This is a genomic window from Kribbella antiqua, assembly GCF_004345665.1.
Lineage (GTDB): Bacteria > Actinomycetota > Actinomycetes > Propionibacteriales > Kribbellaceae > Kribbella > Kribbella antiqua.
This window is the reverse complement of sequence record NZ_SLWR01000014.1, coordinates 65,682-83,854: the sequence shown is the minus strand read 5'-3', so window position 1 is coordinate 83,854 and position 18,173 is coordinate 65,682. Positions and strand designations below refer to the sequence as shown.

The 18,173-nt window shown below is 67.0% G+C and carries 17 protein-coding genes; 12 read left to right on the top strand and 5 right to left on the bottom strand.

What is annotated here, in order from left to right; translation table 11 throughout:
* Positions 1-12: 12 nt before the first annotated feature.
* Together EV646_RS33130 and EV646_RS33125 are read right to left on the bottom strand one after the other, a co-directional pair.
* Positions 13-1,002: an ABC transporter permease gene (locus EV646_RS33130; RefSeq protein ID WP_132155702.1), complete on the bottom strand. Its 990-nt coding sequence runs from the start codon at positions 1,000-1,002 to the stop codon at positions 13-15.
* On the bottom strand, positions 1,003-2,679 hold the full coding sequence (locus EV646_RS33125; protein ID WP_241996490.1) for an ABC transporter substrate-binding protein: 1,677 nt from the start codon (positions 2,677-2,679) through the stop codon (positions 1,003-1,005).
* Positions 2,680-2,850: 171 nt separating this feature from the next.
* Between EV646_RS33125 and EV646_RS33120 the strand changes: the two genes are divergently transcribed.
* Positions 2,851-3,870, top strand: a complete 1,020-nt coding sequence (locus EV646_RS33120) for a LacI family DNA-binding transcriptional regulator (RefSeq protein WP_132155700.1) — start codon at positions 2,851-2,853, stop codon at positions 3,868-3,870.
* 105 nt (positions 3,871-3,975) lie between these two features.
* On the top strand, positions 3,976-5,427 hold the full coding sequence (locus EV646_RS33115; protein WP_132155698.1) for a glycosyltransferase family 87 protein: 1,452 nt from the start codon (positions 3,976-3,978) through the stop codon (positions 5,425-5,427).
* Here the strand turns inward: EV646_RS33115 and EV646_RS33110 are convergent.
* On the bottom strand, positions 5,417-6,346 hold the full coding sequence (locus EV646_RS33110) for a threonine ammonia-lyase (RefSeq protein ID WP_132155696.1): 930 nt from the start codon (positions 6,344-6,346) through the stop codon (positions 5,417-5,419). The genes EV646_RS33115 and EV646_RS33110 overlap by 11 nt on opposite strands.
* Positions 6,347-6,592: 246 nt before the next feature.
* On the opposite strand from EV646_RS33110, the gene EV646_RS33105 reads away from it, so the two are divergent.
* Genes EV646_RS33105 through EV646_RS33090 form a run of 4 tightly spaced genes read left to right on the top strand, consistent with a single transcriptional unit; the run spans position 6,593 to position 9,861 of the window.
* A complete protein-coding gene (locus EV646_RS33105) occupies positions 6,593-7,291 on the top strand; it encodes a response regulator transcription factor (protein ID WP_132155695.1) in 699 nt (232 codons plus the stop codon).
* Between the two features lies 1 nt (position 7,292).
* The gene (locus EV646_RS33100) at positions 7,293-8,423 is read left to right on the top strand and encodes a sensor histidine kinase (protein WP_132155693.1); all 1,131 of its coding nucleotides are present in this window, start codon (positions 7,293-7,295) and stop codon (positions 8,421-8,423) included.
* Positions 8,420-8,902: a hypothetical protein gene (locus EV646_RS33095; protein WP_132155691.1), complete on the top strand. Its 483-nt coding sequence runs from the start codon at positions 8,420-8,422 to the stop codon at positions 8,900-8,902. Before EV646_RS33100 ends, EV646_RS33095 begins: the two co-directional genes overlap by 4 nt.
* On the top strand, positions 8,899-9,861 hold the full coding sequence (locus EV646_RS33090; protein ID WP_241996489.1) for an RNA polymerase subunit sigma-70: 963 nt from the start codon (positions 8,899-8,901) through the stop codon (positions 9,859-9,861). Before EV646_RS33095 ends, EV646_RS33090 begins: the two co-directional genes overlap by 4 nt.
* 167 nt (positions 9,862-10,028) lie before the next feature.
* On the opposite strand, the gene EV646_RS33085 is transcribed toward EV646_RS33090, so the two are convergent.
* The gene (locus EV646_RS33085) at positions 10,029-10,568 is read right to left on the bottom strand and encodes a CGNR zinc finger domain-containing protein (protein ID WP_241996488.1); all 540 of its coding nucleotides are present in this window, start codon (positions 10,566-10,568) and stop codon (positions 10,029-10,031) included.
* Between the two features lie 123 nt (positions 10,569-10,691).
* Here EV646_RS33085 and EV646_RS33080 point away from each other — a divergent pair, with 123 nt between their 5' ends.
* Positions 10,692-11,864 carry an epoxide hydrolase family protein gene (locus tag EV646_RS33080; RefSeq protein ID WP_132155686.1) on the top strand — a complete coding sequence of 391 codons (1,173 nt, stop codon included), beginning with the start codon at positions 10,692-10,694 and terminating at the stop codon, positions 11,862-11,864.
* Positions 11,865-11,885: 21 nt separating this feature from the next.
* Here the strand turns inward: EV646_RS33080 and EV646_RS33075 are convergent, their stop codons facing one another.
* Positions 11,886-13,541 carry a bifunctional 3'-5' exonuclease/DNA polymerase gene (locus tag EV646_RS33075; RefSeq protein WP_132155684.1) on the bottom strand — a complete coding sequence of 552 codons (1,656 nt, stop codon included), beginning with the start codon at positions 13,539-13,541 and terminating at the stop codon, positions 11,886-11,888.
* Positions 13,542-13,783: 242 nt separating this feature from the next.
* Here EV646_RS33075 and EV646_RS33070 point away from each other — a divergent pair, with 242 nt between their 5' ends.
* From EV646_RS33070 to EV646_RS33050, 5 genes are all read left to right on the top strand, one after another.
* Positions 13,784-15,139, top strand: coding sequence for an aminotransferase-like domain-containing protein (locus tag EV646_RS33070; protein WP_132155683.1), 1,356 nt, complete (start codon positions 13,784-13,786; stop codon positions 15,137-15,139).
* A 74-nt stretch (positions 15,140-15,213) separates the two neighbouring features.
* Positions 15,214-16,113: a pyridoxal 5'-phosphate synthase lyase subunit PdxS gene (gene pdxS, locus EV646_RS33065; protein ID WP_132155681.1), complete on the top strand. Its 900-nt coding sequence runs from the start codon at positions 15,214-15,216 to the stop codon at positions 16,111-16,113.
* 17 nt (positions 16,114-16,130) lie between these two features.
* Entirely contained in the window at positions 16,131-16,676 is a 546-nt protein-coding gene (locus EV646_RS33060) for a DUF6891 domain-containing protein (protein WP_241996487.1), read from the top strand.
* Entirely contained in the window at positions 16,673-17,266 is a 594-nt protein-coding gene (gene pdxT / locus EV646_RS33055) for a pyridoxal 5'-phosphate synthase glutaminase subunit PdxT (protein WP_132155679.1), read from the top strand. Before EV646_RS33060 ends, pdxT begins: the two co-directional genes overlap by 4 nt.
* A gap of 34 nt (positions 17,267-17,300) precedes the next feature.
* Complete coding sequence (locus EV646_RS33050; RefSeq protein ID WP_132155677.1) at positions 17,301-18,065, top strand: YebC/PmpR family DNA-binding transcriptional regulator; 765 nt, start codon at positions 17,301-17,303, stop codon at positions 18,063-18,065.
* Positions 18,066-18,173 lie beyond the last annotated feature (108 nt).

Genomic DNA, 18,173 nt, shown 5'->3' with positions numbered 1-18,173 from the left:
TGGACACTCCTCTCAGGCCCGCGCACGGGTGCGCGGGTCGATGACGGCGTACAGCAGGTCGACGAGCAGGTTCGCGCCGAGCACCGAGATGGTGATGACGAGGAAGACACCCTGCATCAGTGCGTAGTCGCTGTTCTGGACGGCGGACATCAGCGTCATGCCGATGCCCGGGTAGGAGAACACCTGCTCGGTGATGATCGACCCGGACACCACGAATCCGAGCGTGATCGCGAATCCTGCCAGCGACGGCAGTACGGCGTTCCGGGCGGCGTACGTCGTCATGATCCGGCGCCGGGTCAGTCCCTTCGCCTCGGCGGTGACGATGTAGTCCTCGGACAGCGTCGACACCATCATGTTCCGCATGCCGAGCATCCAGCCGGCGATCGACGACAGCACGATCGTCAGCGCCGGCAGCGTTCCGTAGTACACGGCGCTGCGCAGGAACGGCAGGTTGAACCCGGGTACGACGGTGTTGACGTCGTACCCGCCACCGGTCGGGAAGATCTGCGCGACGCTGGACAGCAGGTACAACAGCACCAGGGCGAGCCAGAAGTACGGCACCGCCTGGAACATCGTGGTCACCGGGATCAGGTTGTCCAGCCAGGAGCCGCGCTTCCAGCCGGCCAGCTGGCCGAGCAAGATGCCGATGGCGAACGAGATGATGGTGGCGATCCCCATCAGCGCGATGGTCCACGGCAACGTGTCGGCCAGCGTGGTCGAGACGGTCTGCGGGAAGTAGGTGACCGAGACGCCGAGGTCACCGTGGGCGACGTTGTTCAGGTAGTCGACGTACTGCAGGAAGATCGGGCGGCTGGAGTCGGTCCCGAGCAGGAGTTCCAGGCTGTGCCTGATCTCCGGCGACACCGGCCCCTTCGCCGCCAGCTTCGCGATCATCAGGTCGACCGGGTCGCCGGGCATCCAGCGGGGCAGGAAGAAGTTCAGCGTCAAGGCGGCCCACAGCGCCACGACGTAGAACCCCAGCTTGCGCAGGTAGTACGTCATCTACTTCACCGGGGTGAGGTTCTGGACCACGATCCCGCTGTCCCACGCCTTCCAGGTGGCCGGGAACGAGTACAGGTTGTCCTTGGTCGGCCAACCGGTGGCCCGGCTGGTGTTGAACTCGGTCAGGGTGGAGTTCAGCACGATCGGGATGTAGGGCAGGTCGCGCGCGATGTTCTCCTGGATGATCGCGTACTGCTGCTTCTTCACCGTCTCGTCGTTGGTCTTGGAGGCGGCCGCGATGGCGGCGTCCACGGCCGGGTTCGCGTACCGGGACGGGTTGGCGCCGGCCGATGCGCCGACCTTCGCGGTGTTCTTCGACCAGTACTTACCCTCGTAGGTGAAGTACGGGTCGGTGGACGGGCCGAGGCCGAGCGAGTTCATCGAGAGCTGGTAGTTGCCCTTGGTCTCGCGGGTGTTCCACTCGTTCGGCGAGATCTGGGTCGACTTGATCTCCATCCCGGCCTTGCGCAGCTGCTGCGTCATCGCGTCGATCGCCGAGATGTAGTCGCTCCAGCCGGACACCACCTGGATGGTCATGGTCAGCCGCTGGCCGTCCTTGGCGTAGATGCCGTCGGAGCCCTTCACCCAGCCGGCCTGCGTGAGGATGGAGTCGGCCTTCGTGGTGTCAGGCTGCTGCGGCACCGTCTTCTCGACCTTCGGCGTCATCCAGTCGTCGTCGCGGCCGGGCACCAGCAGCGTCGGCGAGGCGACACCCGCAACGTTGCTAAAGGCAAGCTTGTTCAGCTGCTCCCGGTCCAGTGCGGCGTAGATCGCCTGCCGTACGGCGACATCGGTCTGCGGGCCCTTGCAGCCGAGCGCGGCGTTGGAGCAGGCGAACAGGCTGGTGGTGAGCGCCGGGGTGTTGACCCAGGACAGGTCCTTGTTGCCCTTCAGCAGCTGGTCGATGCTCGGCAGGAAGGCGCTCATCCAGTCGACCTCGCCCTTCACCAGGGCACTGGTCGCCGCGTCCGCGCTGGCGAGCGTGATGAAGCTGACCTTGTCGATCTTGGGTTTGCCGGTGTTCCAGTACGCCGGGTTCTTCTTCATCTCGAAGCTCTCCGGCGTGAAGCGGGCGACCGTGTACGGCCCGGTGCCGACGGGGTCGTGGTTGATGTCGGTCGCCGGGTCCTTCGACTTCCAGAGGTGCTCGGGCACGATCGCGGTGTTGCCGAGCACGTTCGCCTCGGAGATGAAGCTCGTCTGCTTGAAGGTGAGCACCGCGGTGTTCGGGCCGGTCGCCTTCGCGGTCGCGGCCAGGCCGGTGGTGTTGATGCTCGGCGTCTTCGCGATCATGTTGAAGGTGAAGGCGACATCGGCCGCGCTGAACGGCTGGCCGTCCGACCACTTCACCCCTTCGCGGGTGGTGACGGTCAGCTCGGTGCCGTTCGCATTCCACTTGTAGGCGGTGGCGAGCATCGGCTTCGGGCCGTCGGACGACATCAGGTTGTAGTAGAAGAGCGTCTCGTAGATCATCCCGCGCGACGCCTGGATCGCCGTACTCGAGAACGGGTTGAAGTTCTCCGCGACGGTGCCGGTGGCGCCGCTGAACACGGTGATGCGGCTTTCGCCGGCGGCCGGCTTGGTGGCGTTCGGGGAGCTGCCACAGCCGGCGGTCACCAGGGCGACGGCGGTGAGCAGGGCAGTGAAGGCATAGCGGGGCGCGCGGTGCTTGGGCATGACGCGTTCCTCCGGTCGAAAAAGAAGGGGGATGGGCGAACGGGCGGAAATGCACTAGCTTTTGACTGGACCGGTTCAGTTGCGGTGATCGGGAGAGTACTGGACCGGTTCAGTAACGACAAGACCGAAAGTCGGGTAAGTTTCTGGACCGTGACCTGAGGGGAGGTGCTGATGGCACGGGTGACGATCCGCGAGATTGCCCGCCGGGCCGGGGTGTCGAAGGGTGCCGTCTCGTACGCGCTGAACGGCCAGCCTGGCGTGTCGGAGGAGACCCGGGCCCGCGTGCTCAGGGTCGCCGAGGAGCTGAACTGGGTGCCCAACCCGGTGGCCCGGCAGCTGTCGGTCGCGCGCAGTGAGACGTTCGGGCTGATCCTGGCCCGGTCCGCCCAGACGCTCAGCGAGGAGCCGTTCTACATGGCCTTCGTGGGTGGGCTGGAAGGCGTTCTCAGCGAACGGTCCTACACGCTTGCGCTGCGGACCGTCCCGGGCACGGAGGAAGAACTCGCGGCGTACCGGAAATGGGCCCGGGAAAAGCGGGTGGACGGCGTGGTCGTGGTCGACGTCAAGGCGGCCGACCCGCGCATTCCACTGCTGAAGGAGCTCGAGCTGCCGACCGTTCTGGTCGGCGATCCGTCGCTGGCCGACGGGATGACCTGTGTCTGGACGGACAGTACGACGGCGATGGGCGAAGCGGTCGATCACGTCGCCGCGCTCGGGCACAAGCACGTCGCGCGGGTGGCCGGCCCGCCGTATCACGGGCACGTCTGGATCCGCGACCAAGCCTTCGCCGCCGCGACCCGTCGTACCGGGCTGTCCGCTGAGGTCGTCCACACCGACTTCTCCGGTGACCAGGGTGCGGAGGCTACGCGTCGGTTGATGTCGTCCGGACGGCCGCCGACCGCGATCATCTACGACAATGACCTGATGGCGATCGCCGGTCTGTCGACGCTCGGCAACCTTGGTGTGCGGTGTCCGGAGGACGTGACGCTGATCGCCTGGGACGACTCGGCGTTCTGCCGGATCACACATCCTTCGCTGACCGCGATGAGCCATGACGTCGTCGGGTACGGCGCCGCGGTCGCGACCCGGCTGTTCGAGCTGCTGGAGGGCGCCGAACCGGCTGCCCACCTCTACTCGACACCGAAGCTGCAGGCCCGGCAAAGCTCAGGACCCCCGCCCCCGCCGGGCTGAGCCTGCCGCGTGCTGTCAGTTGACGGCGCGCGGGGTGGGGATGCGCTGGCGGTTGGGGCAGGGTGGGTAACCTTCCCTGGTCGTTGGGCGAGCGGATAGGAGACGATGTCCACCGTGACCGGACCACGTAGCCAGGACGCGCAGGACCGGCAGACGCCGTCGGAGGCCGATCCGTCCGTCGCTGGGCTGACCGTGGGGCTCGGTGGGCCGTCGGGGCGGTTCGCCCGGCTCAGCTCGTCGTGGTGGACGCCGCTGCGGATCGCGCTCGCCGTGTGCACGATCACCATGGCGCTCGGGGTCCTGCAGAAGGCGCCCTGTATGGAGGCCGGCTGGGACCGGCAGAGCTGGCGGCCGTTCAAGGCGCTGTGCTACTCCGACATCGGGTTCCTGTACCAGGAGCGCGGATTCGCCGAGGGTAACCGGCCGTTCCTGGACACCGGCAACTATCCGGTGCTCGAGTACCCGGTGCTGACCGGCGGTTTCATGGAGGTCGCGGCCCAGATCACCTGGGTGATCACCGGCGACCCGAAGAAGGACATCACCGTCGAGCAGAAACGCGACACCGCCGGTGTGTTCTTCGTCGTCAACGTCGTGCTGTTGTTCCTCTGTGCGCTGGTCATCGTCGGCCTGACCGTCGCCACCGCGCGCGGAGTCGCGTCCCGCCCCGGAGCGGCGCGTGGGCAGCCGTTGGATGCCTTGTACGTCGCTGCCGCACCGGCGCTGGCGTTGACCTCGACGATCAACTGGGACCTGTTCGCGGTCGCCCTCACAGCCGGTGCGATGTACGCCTGGTCGCGGGGGAGACCGATCTGGTTCGGCGTCCTGCTCGGGCTCGGGACGGCGGCCAAGTTCTATCCGTTCCTGCTGCTCGGCCCGCTGCTGATCGTCTGCCTTCGCGGCCGGAAGCTGTGGCCGTGGTTCCAGGCGCTGGTCGCCGCGATCGTCGCGTGGGGCGTGGTGAACGCTCCGATCTACCTGCTCGCGAAGAACGAGTGGATGTCGTTCTGGACGTTCAACGACCAGCGGGAGAGCGACTACGGCTCGATCTGGTACGTGCTGAAGCTGGCCAACCACGAAGTCGCCGACGTCAATCAGCTGAACCTCGTCATCTTCGGCGGGTTGTGTCTGTCGATCGCGATCCTCGGGCTGATGGCCCCCCGGCCGCCACGGTTCGCCCAGCTCGCGTTCCTCGTCGTGGCGGCGTTCCTGCTGATCAACAAGGTGTACTCACCGCAGTACGTGCTGTGGTTGCTGCCGCTGGTCACGCTGGCTCGGCCGCGGTTGAGGGACTGGCTGATCTGGCAGGCCTGCGAATGCTTCTACTGGATGCTCGTCTGGATGCATCTGGCCCAGTTCCTCGCGCCCGGCAATCCGGAGCTACCGGACCGGATCTACTGGCTCTCCGTCGTACTGCGGATGGCTGGGACGCTGTGGCTGATGCTGGTGGTGTCGCGCGACATCTTGCTGCCGGAGAACGACCCGGTCCGCCAAGGTGACGTGATCGACGACCCGAGTGACGGTGTGAAGTCCGACGCCTTGCTGCCGGCTAGAGCTTGAGCTTCGACACGTCCAGGTTGCCGCCGCTGACGATCGATGCGGTGATGCCGTCGAGCTGAATGCTGCCCTCGAGCAGCGCGGCGAAGGGCGCGGCCGCGGCCGGTTCGAGCGCCAGCTTGGTCCGTGACATCACCAGCCTGGTCGCTTCGAGCAGCGCGTCTTCACTCACGCGTACGACGTGGTCGACGTACTGCTGGATCAGCGGGAAGTTGCGCGTGCCGCAGACAGGCGCGGCCAGGCCGTCGGCGATGGAACGGGCCGTCGGGAGCTTCTGAGGCTCACCGGCATCGAGGCTTCGGCTGATCACGTCCGCCTGCTCGGGTTCGATGCCGATGACGCGGATCTCCGGCTTGACCAGCTTGACCGCGAGCGCGACACCGGAGATCAGTCCACCACCGCCCATCGGGACCAGGACGGTGTCGATGTCGGGTCGGTCCTCGAGCAGCTCCAGGCCGAGGCTGCCGTGGCCGGTGATCACGTCTTCATCGTCGAAGGGGTGAACGCCGGTGAGCTTCCGTTCGTCGCGGATCCGCTCGTACTGCGCGATCAAATCGCCCTCGACGAGTTCGACGGTCGCGCCGTACCCGCGAGCTGCCTCGATCTTGGCCGGTACGGCGGTGGTCGCCATCACGACGGTGGCCGGTACGCCGGCGTCTCGGGCGGCCCAGGCGAGTGCGCCGGCAGCGTTGCCGGCGGAGACGGTGATGACGCCGCGTTGGCGCTCTTCATCGCTGAGACGCAGCAGCTTGGTGAGCAGGCCGCGGACCTTGAAGCTGCCGGTCTTCTGGAACAGCTCGGCCTTCAGCACGAGCTCGCCGCCGAACCGCTCGTTCAGCGCGGTCGAGGTCAGGATCGGGGTGCGGTGGATCCGCCCGCGCAGCTGCTCGGCGGCCTGGCGAATGTCCTCGAGGGTCGGCATGATGCCGACCCTAATTGTCTAGTAAGTCAGTGAATGAACTCTCGTAATGTGAGACGCGGGCCGGACCGTTCGGCACGCGACTTACCTTCTGAGTCATGAGGCCGACCCTGACAGTGATCGTTGATCCCGCCGACCGCTGGATGAGCCGGGCCCGGAATCCGCCGCGAGTTAGACGGCGGCTACGGATCACTTACGGTCGGAGTGACCGGCTGCCGGGGTGGCTCGGGCGCGCACTAGGCTTCAGCCGTGGCTACTCGTGTACTCGTGGTGGATGACGACCCGACCGTGTCCAACGTCGTTTCGGCGTACCTGAACAGGGCCGGCTACGACGCTCGCGTCGTGGCGGACGGGCCGGCGGCAGTCGAGCTCTGGCCGCAGTGGAAACCGTCGGTCGTGATCCTGGATGTGATGCTTCCCGGGTTCTCCGGGCTGGAGGTGCTGCGCCGGATGCGCGCGGCCGACAACGGCGCCGCGGTGATCATGCTGTCCGCGCGGGGTGAGGAGGAGGACCGGGTGGTCGGGCTGGAGGTCGGCGCCGACGACTACGTGATCAAGCCGTTCAGCCCGCGGGAGCTGACGCTGCGGGTGGCGGCAATGCTGCGCCGCGAGGAGCGGCTGGCCGGGCAGGACCTGACGCCGACCAAGCTGAGCGCGGGACCGGTCGTGATCGACACCGGTGCGCGGATCGCGTACCTCAACGGCGCCGAGGTCAAGCTGACCCATCGCGAGTTCGACCTGCTGGTGTACCTGGTCTCGCACGCCGGCAAGGCGTACTCGAAGGCCGAGCTGATGCAGCGCGTCTGGGGCTGGGACTTCGGCGACTCCCAGACCGTGACCGTCCACATCCGGCGGCTGCGGGAGAAGCTCGAGGCCGACCCGTCGGATCCGAAGCTGGTACTGACGGTGCCGCGCAAGGGCTACAGATTCGTCGGCGACGTGAGCTGAGATGAATCGGGACACCGCCACGATCCTCGCGCTGACCACCGTGTGGACCTTGGTGGTGGCGGCGATCGGCGGTGCGATCATCTGGCAGTTCCGGCGCCGGTCCTTGCGTACGACGATGATCGTCGCGGCGCTGGCGCCGATGGCTGCCGCGCTGGCCGCCGTACTGCAGAGTGTGCGGGCGATGTTCATCTCGTCGCACGACTCGTGGGTGGTGCTGTGGACGCTCGCGTTCGCGGCCCTGCTCGGGTTGGGGATGGCGGTGCTGATCGGGCACTGGTTCTCCGCCGGCTCACGTGATGTGGGCCGGCAGCTGCGCCAGCTCGGTACGTCGTACGAGGCGCCGGTCGCGACGAGCGGTTCGGTGCCGGCTGAGCTGGCCGCGTTGGCCGACGAGCTGGAGATGACGCGGAAGAAGCTGGCCGCGTCTCACTCGCGCGAGCGCGCGCTGGAAGCAAGCCGTCGCGAGTTGGTCGCCTTCATGTCCCACGACCTACGTACGCCGCTCGCCGGATTGCGGGCATTGTCGGAGGGACTCGAGGACGGCGTGGTGGACGACGTACCGGGTGCGCTGCGGCAGATGCGGGCGACGGTCGACCGGATGACCGGGCTCGTGGACGACTTGTTCGAGTTGTCGCGGTTGTCGGCGGCGCCACCGCCGCGGCGGCGGTCCGCGGTGAGTCTGCGCGAGCTGGCGGAGGACGTGGCGGGTGAGAACGCCGAGCACGCTCGGTCGGAGGGTGTCCGGCTGATGTTGTCGACGCCGGCCGACGACGATCGTCTCGCCGTACAAGGCAATCCGGATGAACTGACGCGTGCGGTGACGAATCTGGTCGGCAACGCGATCCGGCACACGTCATCCGGTGGAACGGTCACGCTGACCGCCGGCCGCGAGTCGGACGGGCGGGTCCAGCTCGCGGTGACCGACGGCTGTGGTGGCATCCCGGCCGAAGACCTCGACCGCGTCTTCGACATCGGCTGGCGCGGCGACGCCCAACGCACCCCATCGGACGGCGGCGGTGGTCTGGGACTCGCCATCACCCGAGGCGTCGTCGAATCCCACGACGGAACCATTGCCGTTAGCAACGTCGACGGCGGCTGCAGCTTCCGCATCGACCTACCGCCCGTCTTGTGAAAGTCACCTCGATACTGCTGGCGGTTGGCGTACTGCTTCTGCTGGGCGCCTATGCGAGTTGGACCGCTGGACGGCTGGATCGCCTGCACCATCGGGTTGAGATCGCGCGCGCCTCGCTGGAGACCGAGTTGGCCCGGCGGTCCGCTTTGGTCGCGGAGCTCGCGGGGACTGGGATCCTCGATCCGGCCTCGTCGCTGTTGTTGCTCGACGCGGCGCATCGCGCGCGTACGGCGTCGTTGGACGAACGTGAGCAGCGGGAGTCGGTGTTGACTCGCGCGATCAACGCGACCGGTTGCCCTGTCGAGCCTTGGGCCGGCGAGTTGTCGCTTGCGATGCGGCGGGTCCAGCTGGCGCGGCGCTTCCACAACGACATCGTGGTGTCGACGCGCGATCTGCGCCGGCGGCGCCTGGTGCGATGGTTCCGGTTGGCCGGGCACGCGTCGATGCCGGCGACGATCGAACTGGAGGACGGTTCGTGACGTTCTCGGCTGAGTCTCTGGAGACGTATCGGCACGAGTTGCGGGTGCATTGCTACCGGATGCTCGGCTCGTACGACGACGCCGAGGAGATGGTGCAGGAGACCTTCCTCCGTGCTTGGCGCCGCCGCGACTCCTTCGAAGGCCGGTCGTCTTTGCGTGCTTGGCTTTACCGCATCGCCACGAATGCCTGCATCGACACCACTCGCCAGCGTCGCATGCTGCCTTATGCATTGGAGCCCGCATCGTATCCGTCTTCGGCGCGACCACCTCGTGACGATGTGCCTTGGCTACAGCCGTTTCCCGACGTACTCCTGGATCGCGCCGAGGAACCAGACTCTTTGGTGATCCGGCGGGAAACCATCGAGCTCGCGTTCTTGATCGCGATCCAGCACCTGTCACCGCGCCAACGCGCGGTCCTCATCTTCCGCGACGTCCTCGGCTGGTCTGCTGCGGAAACGGCCTCGGTGCTGGAGCTGTCGGTCGCCGCCGTCAACTCAGCCCTCCAGCGAGCCCGCCCCATCCTCCGCGAACACCTCCCACCCCACCGAACCGAATGGTCCGCGACAGACTCTTCCGCTGCCGAGCTTTTGTTGCTGCAGAAGTACATCGCCGCCTGGGACGCAGCCGACCCCGCCGCCCTGGCCGCCTTGATGCACGAAGACATCCGCATCACCATGCCCCCATACCCCTTCTGGTTCCGGGGCCTGGCGGACTGCCTCCGCTCCCTAACCGCCAACCTCACCCCATCCGGCGACGCCTACCGAGGCACCTGGCGCTTCCTCATCACCAGCGTCAACCGCCAACCGACCTTAGCCACCTACCTCCGCCCCCGAGGCGCAACAACCTTCACTCCCTTCGGCCTAGACATCTTCCGCATAGAACAGGGGCTGATCGCCGAAATAACCGCCTACGAAACCTCCGACTTCTCGCCATACAATCTCCCGAGTCGGCTGCTGTAGCGGACCGCGACTTTGAGTCCGAAGTTGGGATTCTCTCCGCTCGGCGCGGGGAGCTGGGCTGCGTTCGAGGATCGACTGTGGGATTTGCAATATGCTCCCGGGGAGCCGCCAGTTGGGTCAGTTGGGGTGCACCCAACGTGGGGCCATTGGATGTGCCGAGGTAGCGATCAGTTGGTTGGGCTGGGGGTTTTGGGGTGGTTGGCGTTGTAGCGGGCCTTTTTTTGGCGGTTTCCGCAGGTGTTCATGTCGCACCATTTGCGGGTGCGGCTTTGGCTGGTGTCGAAGAACGCGGCTTGGCAGGTGGGGGATGCGCACAAGGCCAGTTTTCCGTCGCGTTCGCCGGCGATGATGCTGATCGCGTCGGCGGCGATCACGCTGAGGGCGTCCTCTACGCGGGAAGCTGAGCTGAGTCGCCATTGCCGCTTGCCCTCGGGCGTCAGGATGGCCGCGGCCCGACCCTGAGCGCTGCGGTCGTTGATGACTTGGACAGCAGCTGCAGGGAGAGCGTCCTGGATCGCGGCGGCTGTCGCGGCGGCATGAATCGACTCCCTCAGGTCGCGAGCGAGTTCGAGTTGGGCGGTGGTGCAGGAGTCCACGGCGAGGCCGCTCACTGCCAGCCAGTCGACGAGTCGCTGCGGCGTGGGCATGCGCTCCACAGCGTCGCCATGACGCTCCGACAGAGTCCCCGTGAAGCTGGTCGCCAGCACGTTACCGAGGCGGAAGTCAGGAAACCTAGCAGGCATGGAACCACCTTAGCCGGTTGCGCGCCGGCCTGAAGCCATGGCAGGCTAGAACCGTCTTAGCCGGTTCCGCGATGGCCTGGAGGTCTCATGACCCGTCCAACCAGCGACGTGCAAGCATTTGAAGCCCACGCAACCGACGCTGAACTCGACGATCTGCGCGCGCGACTTGCCGCGGCGCGGCTACCGGAGGCCGAGACGGTCTATCGCGCCGAGCCCGACCCTCGCCGATGGGACCAGGGCGTTCCTCTCGCCGACCTCGTCGAGGTCGTGAACTACTGGCGCACCGGGTACAACTGGCGGTCGTTCGAAGAGCGCCTCAACCGAATCGGCCAGTTCCGTACGACCATTGATGATCTGGGAATCCACTTCCTGCACCGCCGATCCCCGCGCGCAGATGCGACTCCTCTGCTCTTGACGCACGGCTGGCCAGACAGCGTTGCTCGATTCATCGATGTAGTAGACGAGCTGGCAGATCCGAGAAATGCAGACGCGCCGGCGTTCCACGTCGTGGTTCCCTCGCTACCTGGCTTCGGTTACAGCGACAAGCCGGCCACCACCGGCTGGGGAACCGAAAAGATCGCGGCCGCCTGGGTGGAACTGATGGGAAGGCTCGGCTACAGCAAGTTCGCAGCCCACGGCGGAGATTGGGGAGGCAATATCACCACGGTTCTCGCCGGCAGGTTCCCGGCGCACATTCTCGGCATCCACACAACGTTCGCGGAGGCACCGCCGGGGTTGACAACGGCCGGGCTGACGGCGGTCGAGCGCAAGTGGACCGAGGAAACCCACCATTTCTGGCGCCACCGCGCGGCGTACGCGAAGCAGCAGGCGACCCGACCGCAGACCATCGGCTACTCGCTCGTCGACTCACCGGTCGGGCTTCTTGCCTGGATCCTCGACAAGTTCGCCGAGTGGTCAGATACCGAAGACAGCCCGTTCGAGAGGATTTCCAGAGACCGCGTTCTCGACGACGTGACCCTGTACTGGCTGACGCGGAGCGGCGCATCGGCGGCCCGCATTTACTACGAAAGCCACAACTCGCTCGATCCCGAACTTCGGGTCGACGTCCCGTCAGCACTCACTATGTATCCCCGCGACGTCGAGAAGTGTCCGCGCCCCTGGGCGCAGGAGCGGTACCGGCAGATCGTCCGATGGAGGTTGCCCGAAGCCGGGGGACATTTCCCGTCGCTGGAGGTTCCCGAGTATTTCGTCAAGGATCTCCAAGAGGGCCTCGCGGCAGTGCTGGCCGCCAATCGGTGAACGCCGAAGAATGGTGATTCGCTACTTGGCGTCGGCGTATGTCTCCACCGTGGCTGTGGTGAAGGAGAAGTTGGTGGGGGTGGGGCCGAAGGTTAGGTGCCCGGCAATGTCGCTGGCGGATTGGATGGCGGCGGCTACCTTGTCTGTTTCTTCGGTGGGGGAGTGGACGATGACCTCGTCGTGTTGGAAGAAGACTAGTTCTGCTTTCATGCCTGCCAGGGATTGGCGGAGGGCTGCGAGCATGAGGAGGGCCCAGTCGGCGGCGGAGCCTTGGACTACGAAGTTTCGGGTGAAGCGGCCTCGGGCTCTGGCGTGGCGGGCGTCGACCTGCAGATCATCCGCGCCGGGGCCTTCCAGCAATGCTGCGTCCAGTGGAGTGCCGGCGGGTGGGCAGGTTCGGCCTAGCCAGGTGCGGACCAGGCGGCCTTCTTCGCCGGCTCGGGCGGCGTCGTCGACGTACTGGACTGCTTGAGGGAAGCGTTTACGGAGCATGGCGAGGTTCTTGAGGCCGTCGCCGGAGGTTTGGCCGTAGATGGCTCCTAGTACGGCGAGTTTGGCCATGGCTCGGTCGCCGGAGAATGCCTTGTCTGACACGGCTTTGTAGAGGTCGCCGGGGTCGCTGGCGACTTCCATCAGGGCGGGGTCGCGGGAGATGGCGGCGAGGATGCGCGGCTCGAGTTGGGAGGCGTCGGCAACGACCAGGCGCCAGCCGGGGTCGGCTACGACGGCTCGGCGGATGACCTTGGGGATCTGGAGACCGCCACCGCCGTTGGTGATCCAGCGGCCCGAGACCGTGCCGCCGGGGACGAAGCCGGGGCGGAAGCGGCCGTCGTGGACCCAGTCGTGGAGCCACGTCCAGCCGTTCGCGGTGTAGATGCGGTAGAGCTTCTTGTACTCGATCAATGGCGCGACGGCCGGGTGGTCGATGGTCTCGAGCTCCCACCGGCGCGTCGACTTCAGCTGGTAGCCGGCCTGCTTGAACGCCTTCAACACGTCGGCCGGCAAGTCCGGTCGCACCCGTCGGCCGAAGGCAGCGGAGACCTCGTCTGCGAGCTCGGTCAGCCGTCGCGGCTCGCCGGTACCGCCGAAGCGTTCGCCGAGCAGCTCTGTCAGCACCCCGCGATGCGTCGACTCGCTCCACGGCAACCCGGCGCGGTCCATCTCGGCGGCGATCAGCATCCCCGACGATTCCGATGCCGTGAGCAACCGCATGCGGTCCGGGTGCTCCGTATCACCATGCCGTTGGAGCTGGTCGGCGTACACCTGAAGCAAACCCTCAAATGGCACTGGCTCGGCCTGGATCTCAAACAACGAGGACTGCTCACCCGGTACGACGGCACGCAGCGGCGGGTCTGGTGGCACGGGCTGACCGTTCAGACGCGCCCACGCGGCTGCTGCCGAGCGTGGTTCGCCTAAGCGGCCCTCGTGCCCGAGTAAGAGGCCCTCGCTGTTTTCGATGTCGTAGCAGCGCTCTACTCGTACGCCGTTCGCCAGCAGCCGCGGGTAGATCTCAGCCGTCGATCGCCACACCCATCTCGTCACCTGTGGACGCGAAGCCACCGCCGCGGCCAGGTCGGGCTCGTGCAACACGGAGCCGGCAGGCCGACCGTCCGGCCGCAGGGCGACGAGCACCGCCCCGCCACCCTCCTCCGGCGCGATCGCCCACCGCTCGTCCATACCCCGCATCCTCACACCCCGCACCGACATTCTTTGCCTCGACTGTCGGCGCCGCAGACAAGCTCTTCGAGTGTGAGGAGATTGTCGCCGGAACCGCCGCGCTTTCCGGCGACAAGCTCCCTTCAGTCGCACGCTGGCTTCACTCACGGGGACACGGTGGCTTCAGTGGCAGGGGTGGACCGGCACGGTGGCTTCAGTGGCTGGCCGGGTGAGGATCAGGCCACCTGTGTCAGACTGGACTTATGTGGCGGGTGGGGGATCTTGATCCGGTGGATGGGAGCAAGACCGAGCAGGTTGAGGCTCTAGTGTTGCGGCGGATCGAGCGCGGGGATTTGTCGATCGGGTCGCGGTTGCCGTCGGAGCGGGTGTTGGCGGAGCGGCTTGGGGTGAGTCGCGTGACCGTCGTACGCGCGTTGGATCAGCTGAGGGCGGACGGCGTACTGGAGACCAAACGCGGCTCCGGGACCGTGGTCCGGCCGCTGGACCGGCTGCTCGACCCCATTGCGCCGGCGTCGACAGTGACAGCGGGAGACCAGCCCCTGCTCGACCTCCGCTTCGCTACGACGGCAGCGCCGCACGACGTAGCCGAGGTCGCCGCGCAGATCGTCCAGGAAGGCCTCCCGCACGCCATGGGCGGCGACGGCCCACCGCCAGGCGGCTCACTGGAGCTACGTACGGCGCTTGCGGCCAGACTCACCACTGAAGGCGTGCCAACCGAGCCAGACCAGCTAACCCTGACCGTAGGAGCAGCAGCCGGACTCAACGCCGCGCTGGCCGGCCTAGACCTCGGACCAGGCGTAGCCATCACCGAAACGCCCACCTACCCGGCCGCCTTCGACCTACTGAGAAAGCATCGCCTGGACGTCGCCGGCTGGCCCGCAGGTGTCTGGGACACCGACCAACTCACGCACCTCTGCAGACGTCACCGCCCCAAGGTCATCTACCTGCAGGCGGACAACCACAACCCGACGGGCCTGAGTCTTCCGCCTGAGCGCCGTACGGCCGTAGTGGAGATCGCGCGCAGGTACGGCGCCGCACTGATCAGCGACGAGACCATGCGACCACTCTGGTTGGCGAGTGGCGAGCAAGCCGAGCCGCTGAGTCGCTACCCGCGTACGGTCAGTGTCGGATCACTGAGCAAGACAGTGTGGGGCGGACTGCGGGTCGGCTGGGTCCGGACCGGCAAGCAACTCCGGAGACGCATCAACACCGCCGCACAGCTCAGCGTGGCGTCGCCGAGCGCACTGGACGACCTCCTGGCGCAGGCGATCGTCCACAGACTCGATAAGGTCATCAGCCGCAGAAGGACCCGGCTACGGGCCAACCTGCAAGCGTTGGAGACTGGGCTGAAGACGCTCGACGGTGTGGCGTGGTCCACGCCCACCGGCGGCATGACGCTGTGGCTGGAGCTGACCGAGACCAGGGCGCGGCGAGTGCTGGACGCGGCTCGTGAGCAGGGCCTCCTGCTGGGAGCAGGCGACCTCTTCACGCCGGACGGCACCGACCGCCGGCACATCAGGATCCCCTTCACCGCACCACCCGCGACCCTCCGGTTGGTGGTCGCCCGTCTCGGCACTGCACTGGCTCAGTCCACTTGATCCAAGGTGGACTGACACGAGGTGCCGCCGGCGACCTACCCTGGTAAGCGAGCCCCACGACCAGGAGGACAGCAGTGACGGACAACCAGACCCCGCAGACCGGTACGTCGAAGGTCAAGCGCGGCATGGCGGAGATGCTCAAGGGCGGCGTGATCATGGACGTGGTCACCCCGGAGCAGGCCAAGATCGCCGAGGACGCCGGCGCCGTTGCGGTGATGGCGCTGGAGCGGGTCCCGGCTGACATCCGGGCCCAGGGCGGCGTCTCCCGGATGAGCGACCCGGACATGATCGACGGCATCATCAGCGCCGTCTCGATCCCGGTGATGGCGAAGGCCCGGATCGGTCACTTCGTCGAGGCGCAGGTGCTGCAGGCCCTCGGCGTGGACTACATCGACGAGTCGGAGGTACTGACGCCGGCCGACTACGCCAACCACATCGACAAGTGGGCGTTCACCGTGCCGTTCGTGTGCGGCGCGACCAACCTGGGCGAGGCGCTGCGCCGGATCACCGAGGGTGCGGCGATGATCCGCTCCAAGGGCGAGGCCGGCACCGGTGACGTCTCCAACGCGACCACCCACATGCGCCAGATCCGGCAGGAGATCCGCAAGCTGCAAAGCCTCCCCGCGGATGAGTTGTACGTTGCCGCCAAGGAGCTGCAGGCGCCGTACGAGCTGGTCAAGGAGGTCGCGCAGGCCGGCAAGCTCCCGGTGGTGCTGTTCACCGCCGGCGGTATCGCCACCCCAGCCGACGCCGCGATGATGATGCAGCTCGGCGCCGAGGGTGTGTTCGTCGGCTCCGGCATCTTCAAGTCCGGCAACCCGGCTCAGCGCGCCGAGGCGATCGTCAAGGCGACCACCTTCTACGACGACCCGGACGTGCTGGCCAAGGTCTCCCGCGGCCTGGGCGAGGCGATGGTCGGTATCAACGTCGACGAGATCCCGCAGCCGCACCGGCTCGCCGAGCGCGGCTGGTGACCAACAGCCTGCAGTCCGTGGACGAGCGGACCGCCCGGGAGCTGCGGGGTCTGGCCCGCGTCCTGGTGCGGTCCGGGTACGCCGACCACGCCGCCATCACGGTCGCGTTGACCGAGGCCGTCCAGGAGGACGCGCCGACGATGGATGCGGCCGCGCTGGTGCCGCTGCTGATCGGCGAGGCGGTTGTGGACCTGAACGCCGAGGCCACCGCCTGGCCGGCGACCACCGATCCGGACCGGCTGGACGCCGTACTCAACGAGCTCGAAGGCCAGGGTTTCGTGGTGGTCCGCTACACGTCGGACCACCACGCGGCCAGGCAGGCGCTCGAGGCGGCAGCGGCTCCGAAGGGCCTCGTGTTCTTCACCGACACCGACGTCTGGCACGCCGTCGACTTCGGCATGCTCGAGCTGAAGGTCTGGCACCCCGACACCGCCAACGTCGCCCCCGGTGAGCCGCTACTGGACGACGTACTGGCGCTCCTGCACCTGCACGACCTCCCCGCGGTCTTCGACGAAGGCCGCATCGAGGTGACGCTCGACTGGCAACGAAAGGTGAGTCTGTGACCGTCATCGGTGTGTTCGCACTGCAAGGCAACGTGCGCGAGCATCTGGCCATGCTGGGTCAAGTGGGCGTGGAGGCGCGGCCGGTACGGCGTCGCTCGGAGCTGGAGCAGGTGGACGCACTGGTGCTGCCGGGTGGTGAGTCGACCACGATGGACAAGCTGGCCCGGGCGTTCGAGCTGTTCGAGCCGCTGCAGAAGCGGATCGCGGACGGGATGCCGGTGTTCGGTACCTGTGCCGGGATGATCATGCTGGCGAACGAGATCACCGGCGGGATCGAGGGTCAGGAGACGCTCGGCGGCCTGGATGTGACCGTACGGCGGAACGCGTTCGGGCGGCAGGTGGACTCGTTCGAGGCGGACCTTGAGTTTGCCGCGTTCAACACGCCGTACCACGCCGTGTTCATCCGGGCACCGTGGGTGGAGCGCGTCGGCCGGGATGTCGAGGTACTGTCGACAGTGAGCTCGGGCCCCGCCGCGGGTAGGATCGTCGCGGTTCGCCACGATCGGCTGCTGGCCACGTCGTTCCATCCGGAGATGACCGGGGACGCCAGGCTGCACGGCTATTTCGCCGAGCTGGTCCGCAGCCTCTGAGTCAGTCGCAGGAGCACGAAGGGTTGGGTTCGCCATGTCAGGCCACTCCAAGTGGGCCACCACGAAGCACAAGAAGGCCGTCATCGACGCGAAGCGCGGCAAGCTCTTCGCGAAGCTGATCAAGAACATCGAGGTGGCCGCCCGGATGGGCGGTGGCGACCCTGGCGGGAACCCGACCCTGTACGACGCCATCCAGAAGGCGAAGAAGTCGTCGGTGCCGAACGACAACATCGACCGCGCGGTCAAGCGCGGCTCCGGTGCGGAAGCCGGCGGCGCCGAGTACCAGACGATCATGTACGAGGGCTACGGCCCGAACGGCGTCGCGATGCTGGTCGAGTGCCTGACCGACAACCGCAACCGCGCGGCCGCCGACGTCCGTACGGCGATGTCCCGCAACGGCGGCTCCCTCGCGGACCCGAACTCGGTCGCCTACATGTTCAACCGCAAGGGCGTCATCGTCGTCGCCAAGGAGCAGGACGGGAAGTCGCTGTCCGAGGACGACGTGATGGAGGCGGTGCTGGAGGCCGGGGCCGAGGAGGTGAACGACCTGGGCGAGTCCTGGGAGGTCGTCACCGAGGCCACCGACCTGGTCCCGGCCCGGAGCGCGCTGCAGGACGCCGGCATCGACTACGAGTCGGCCGATGTCCAGTTCGTGCCGTCGATGACGGTCGAGCTCGACGCGGACGGCGCGGGCAAGATCTTCCGGCTGATCGACGCACTCGAGGACAGCGACGACGTCCAGAACGTCTACGCCAACTTCGACGTCTCCGACGAAATCATGGAAGCAGCGAACGCCTGATCGGCCGAGGTCGGCTGACTGTCCGCTTGTGCCGAAAGAGGCCGGTGCACCCACCACTGGGGTGCGCCGGCCTCTTCGCATGAGCGCCTAGGGCGGGGAGGATCGATG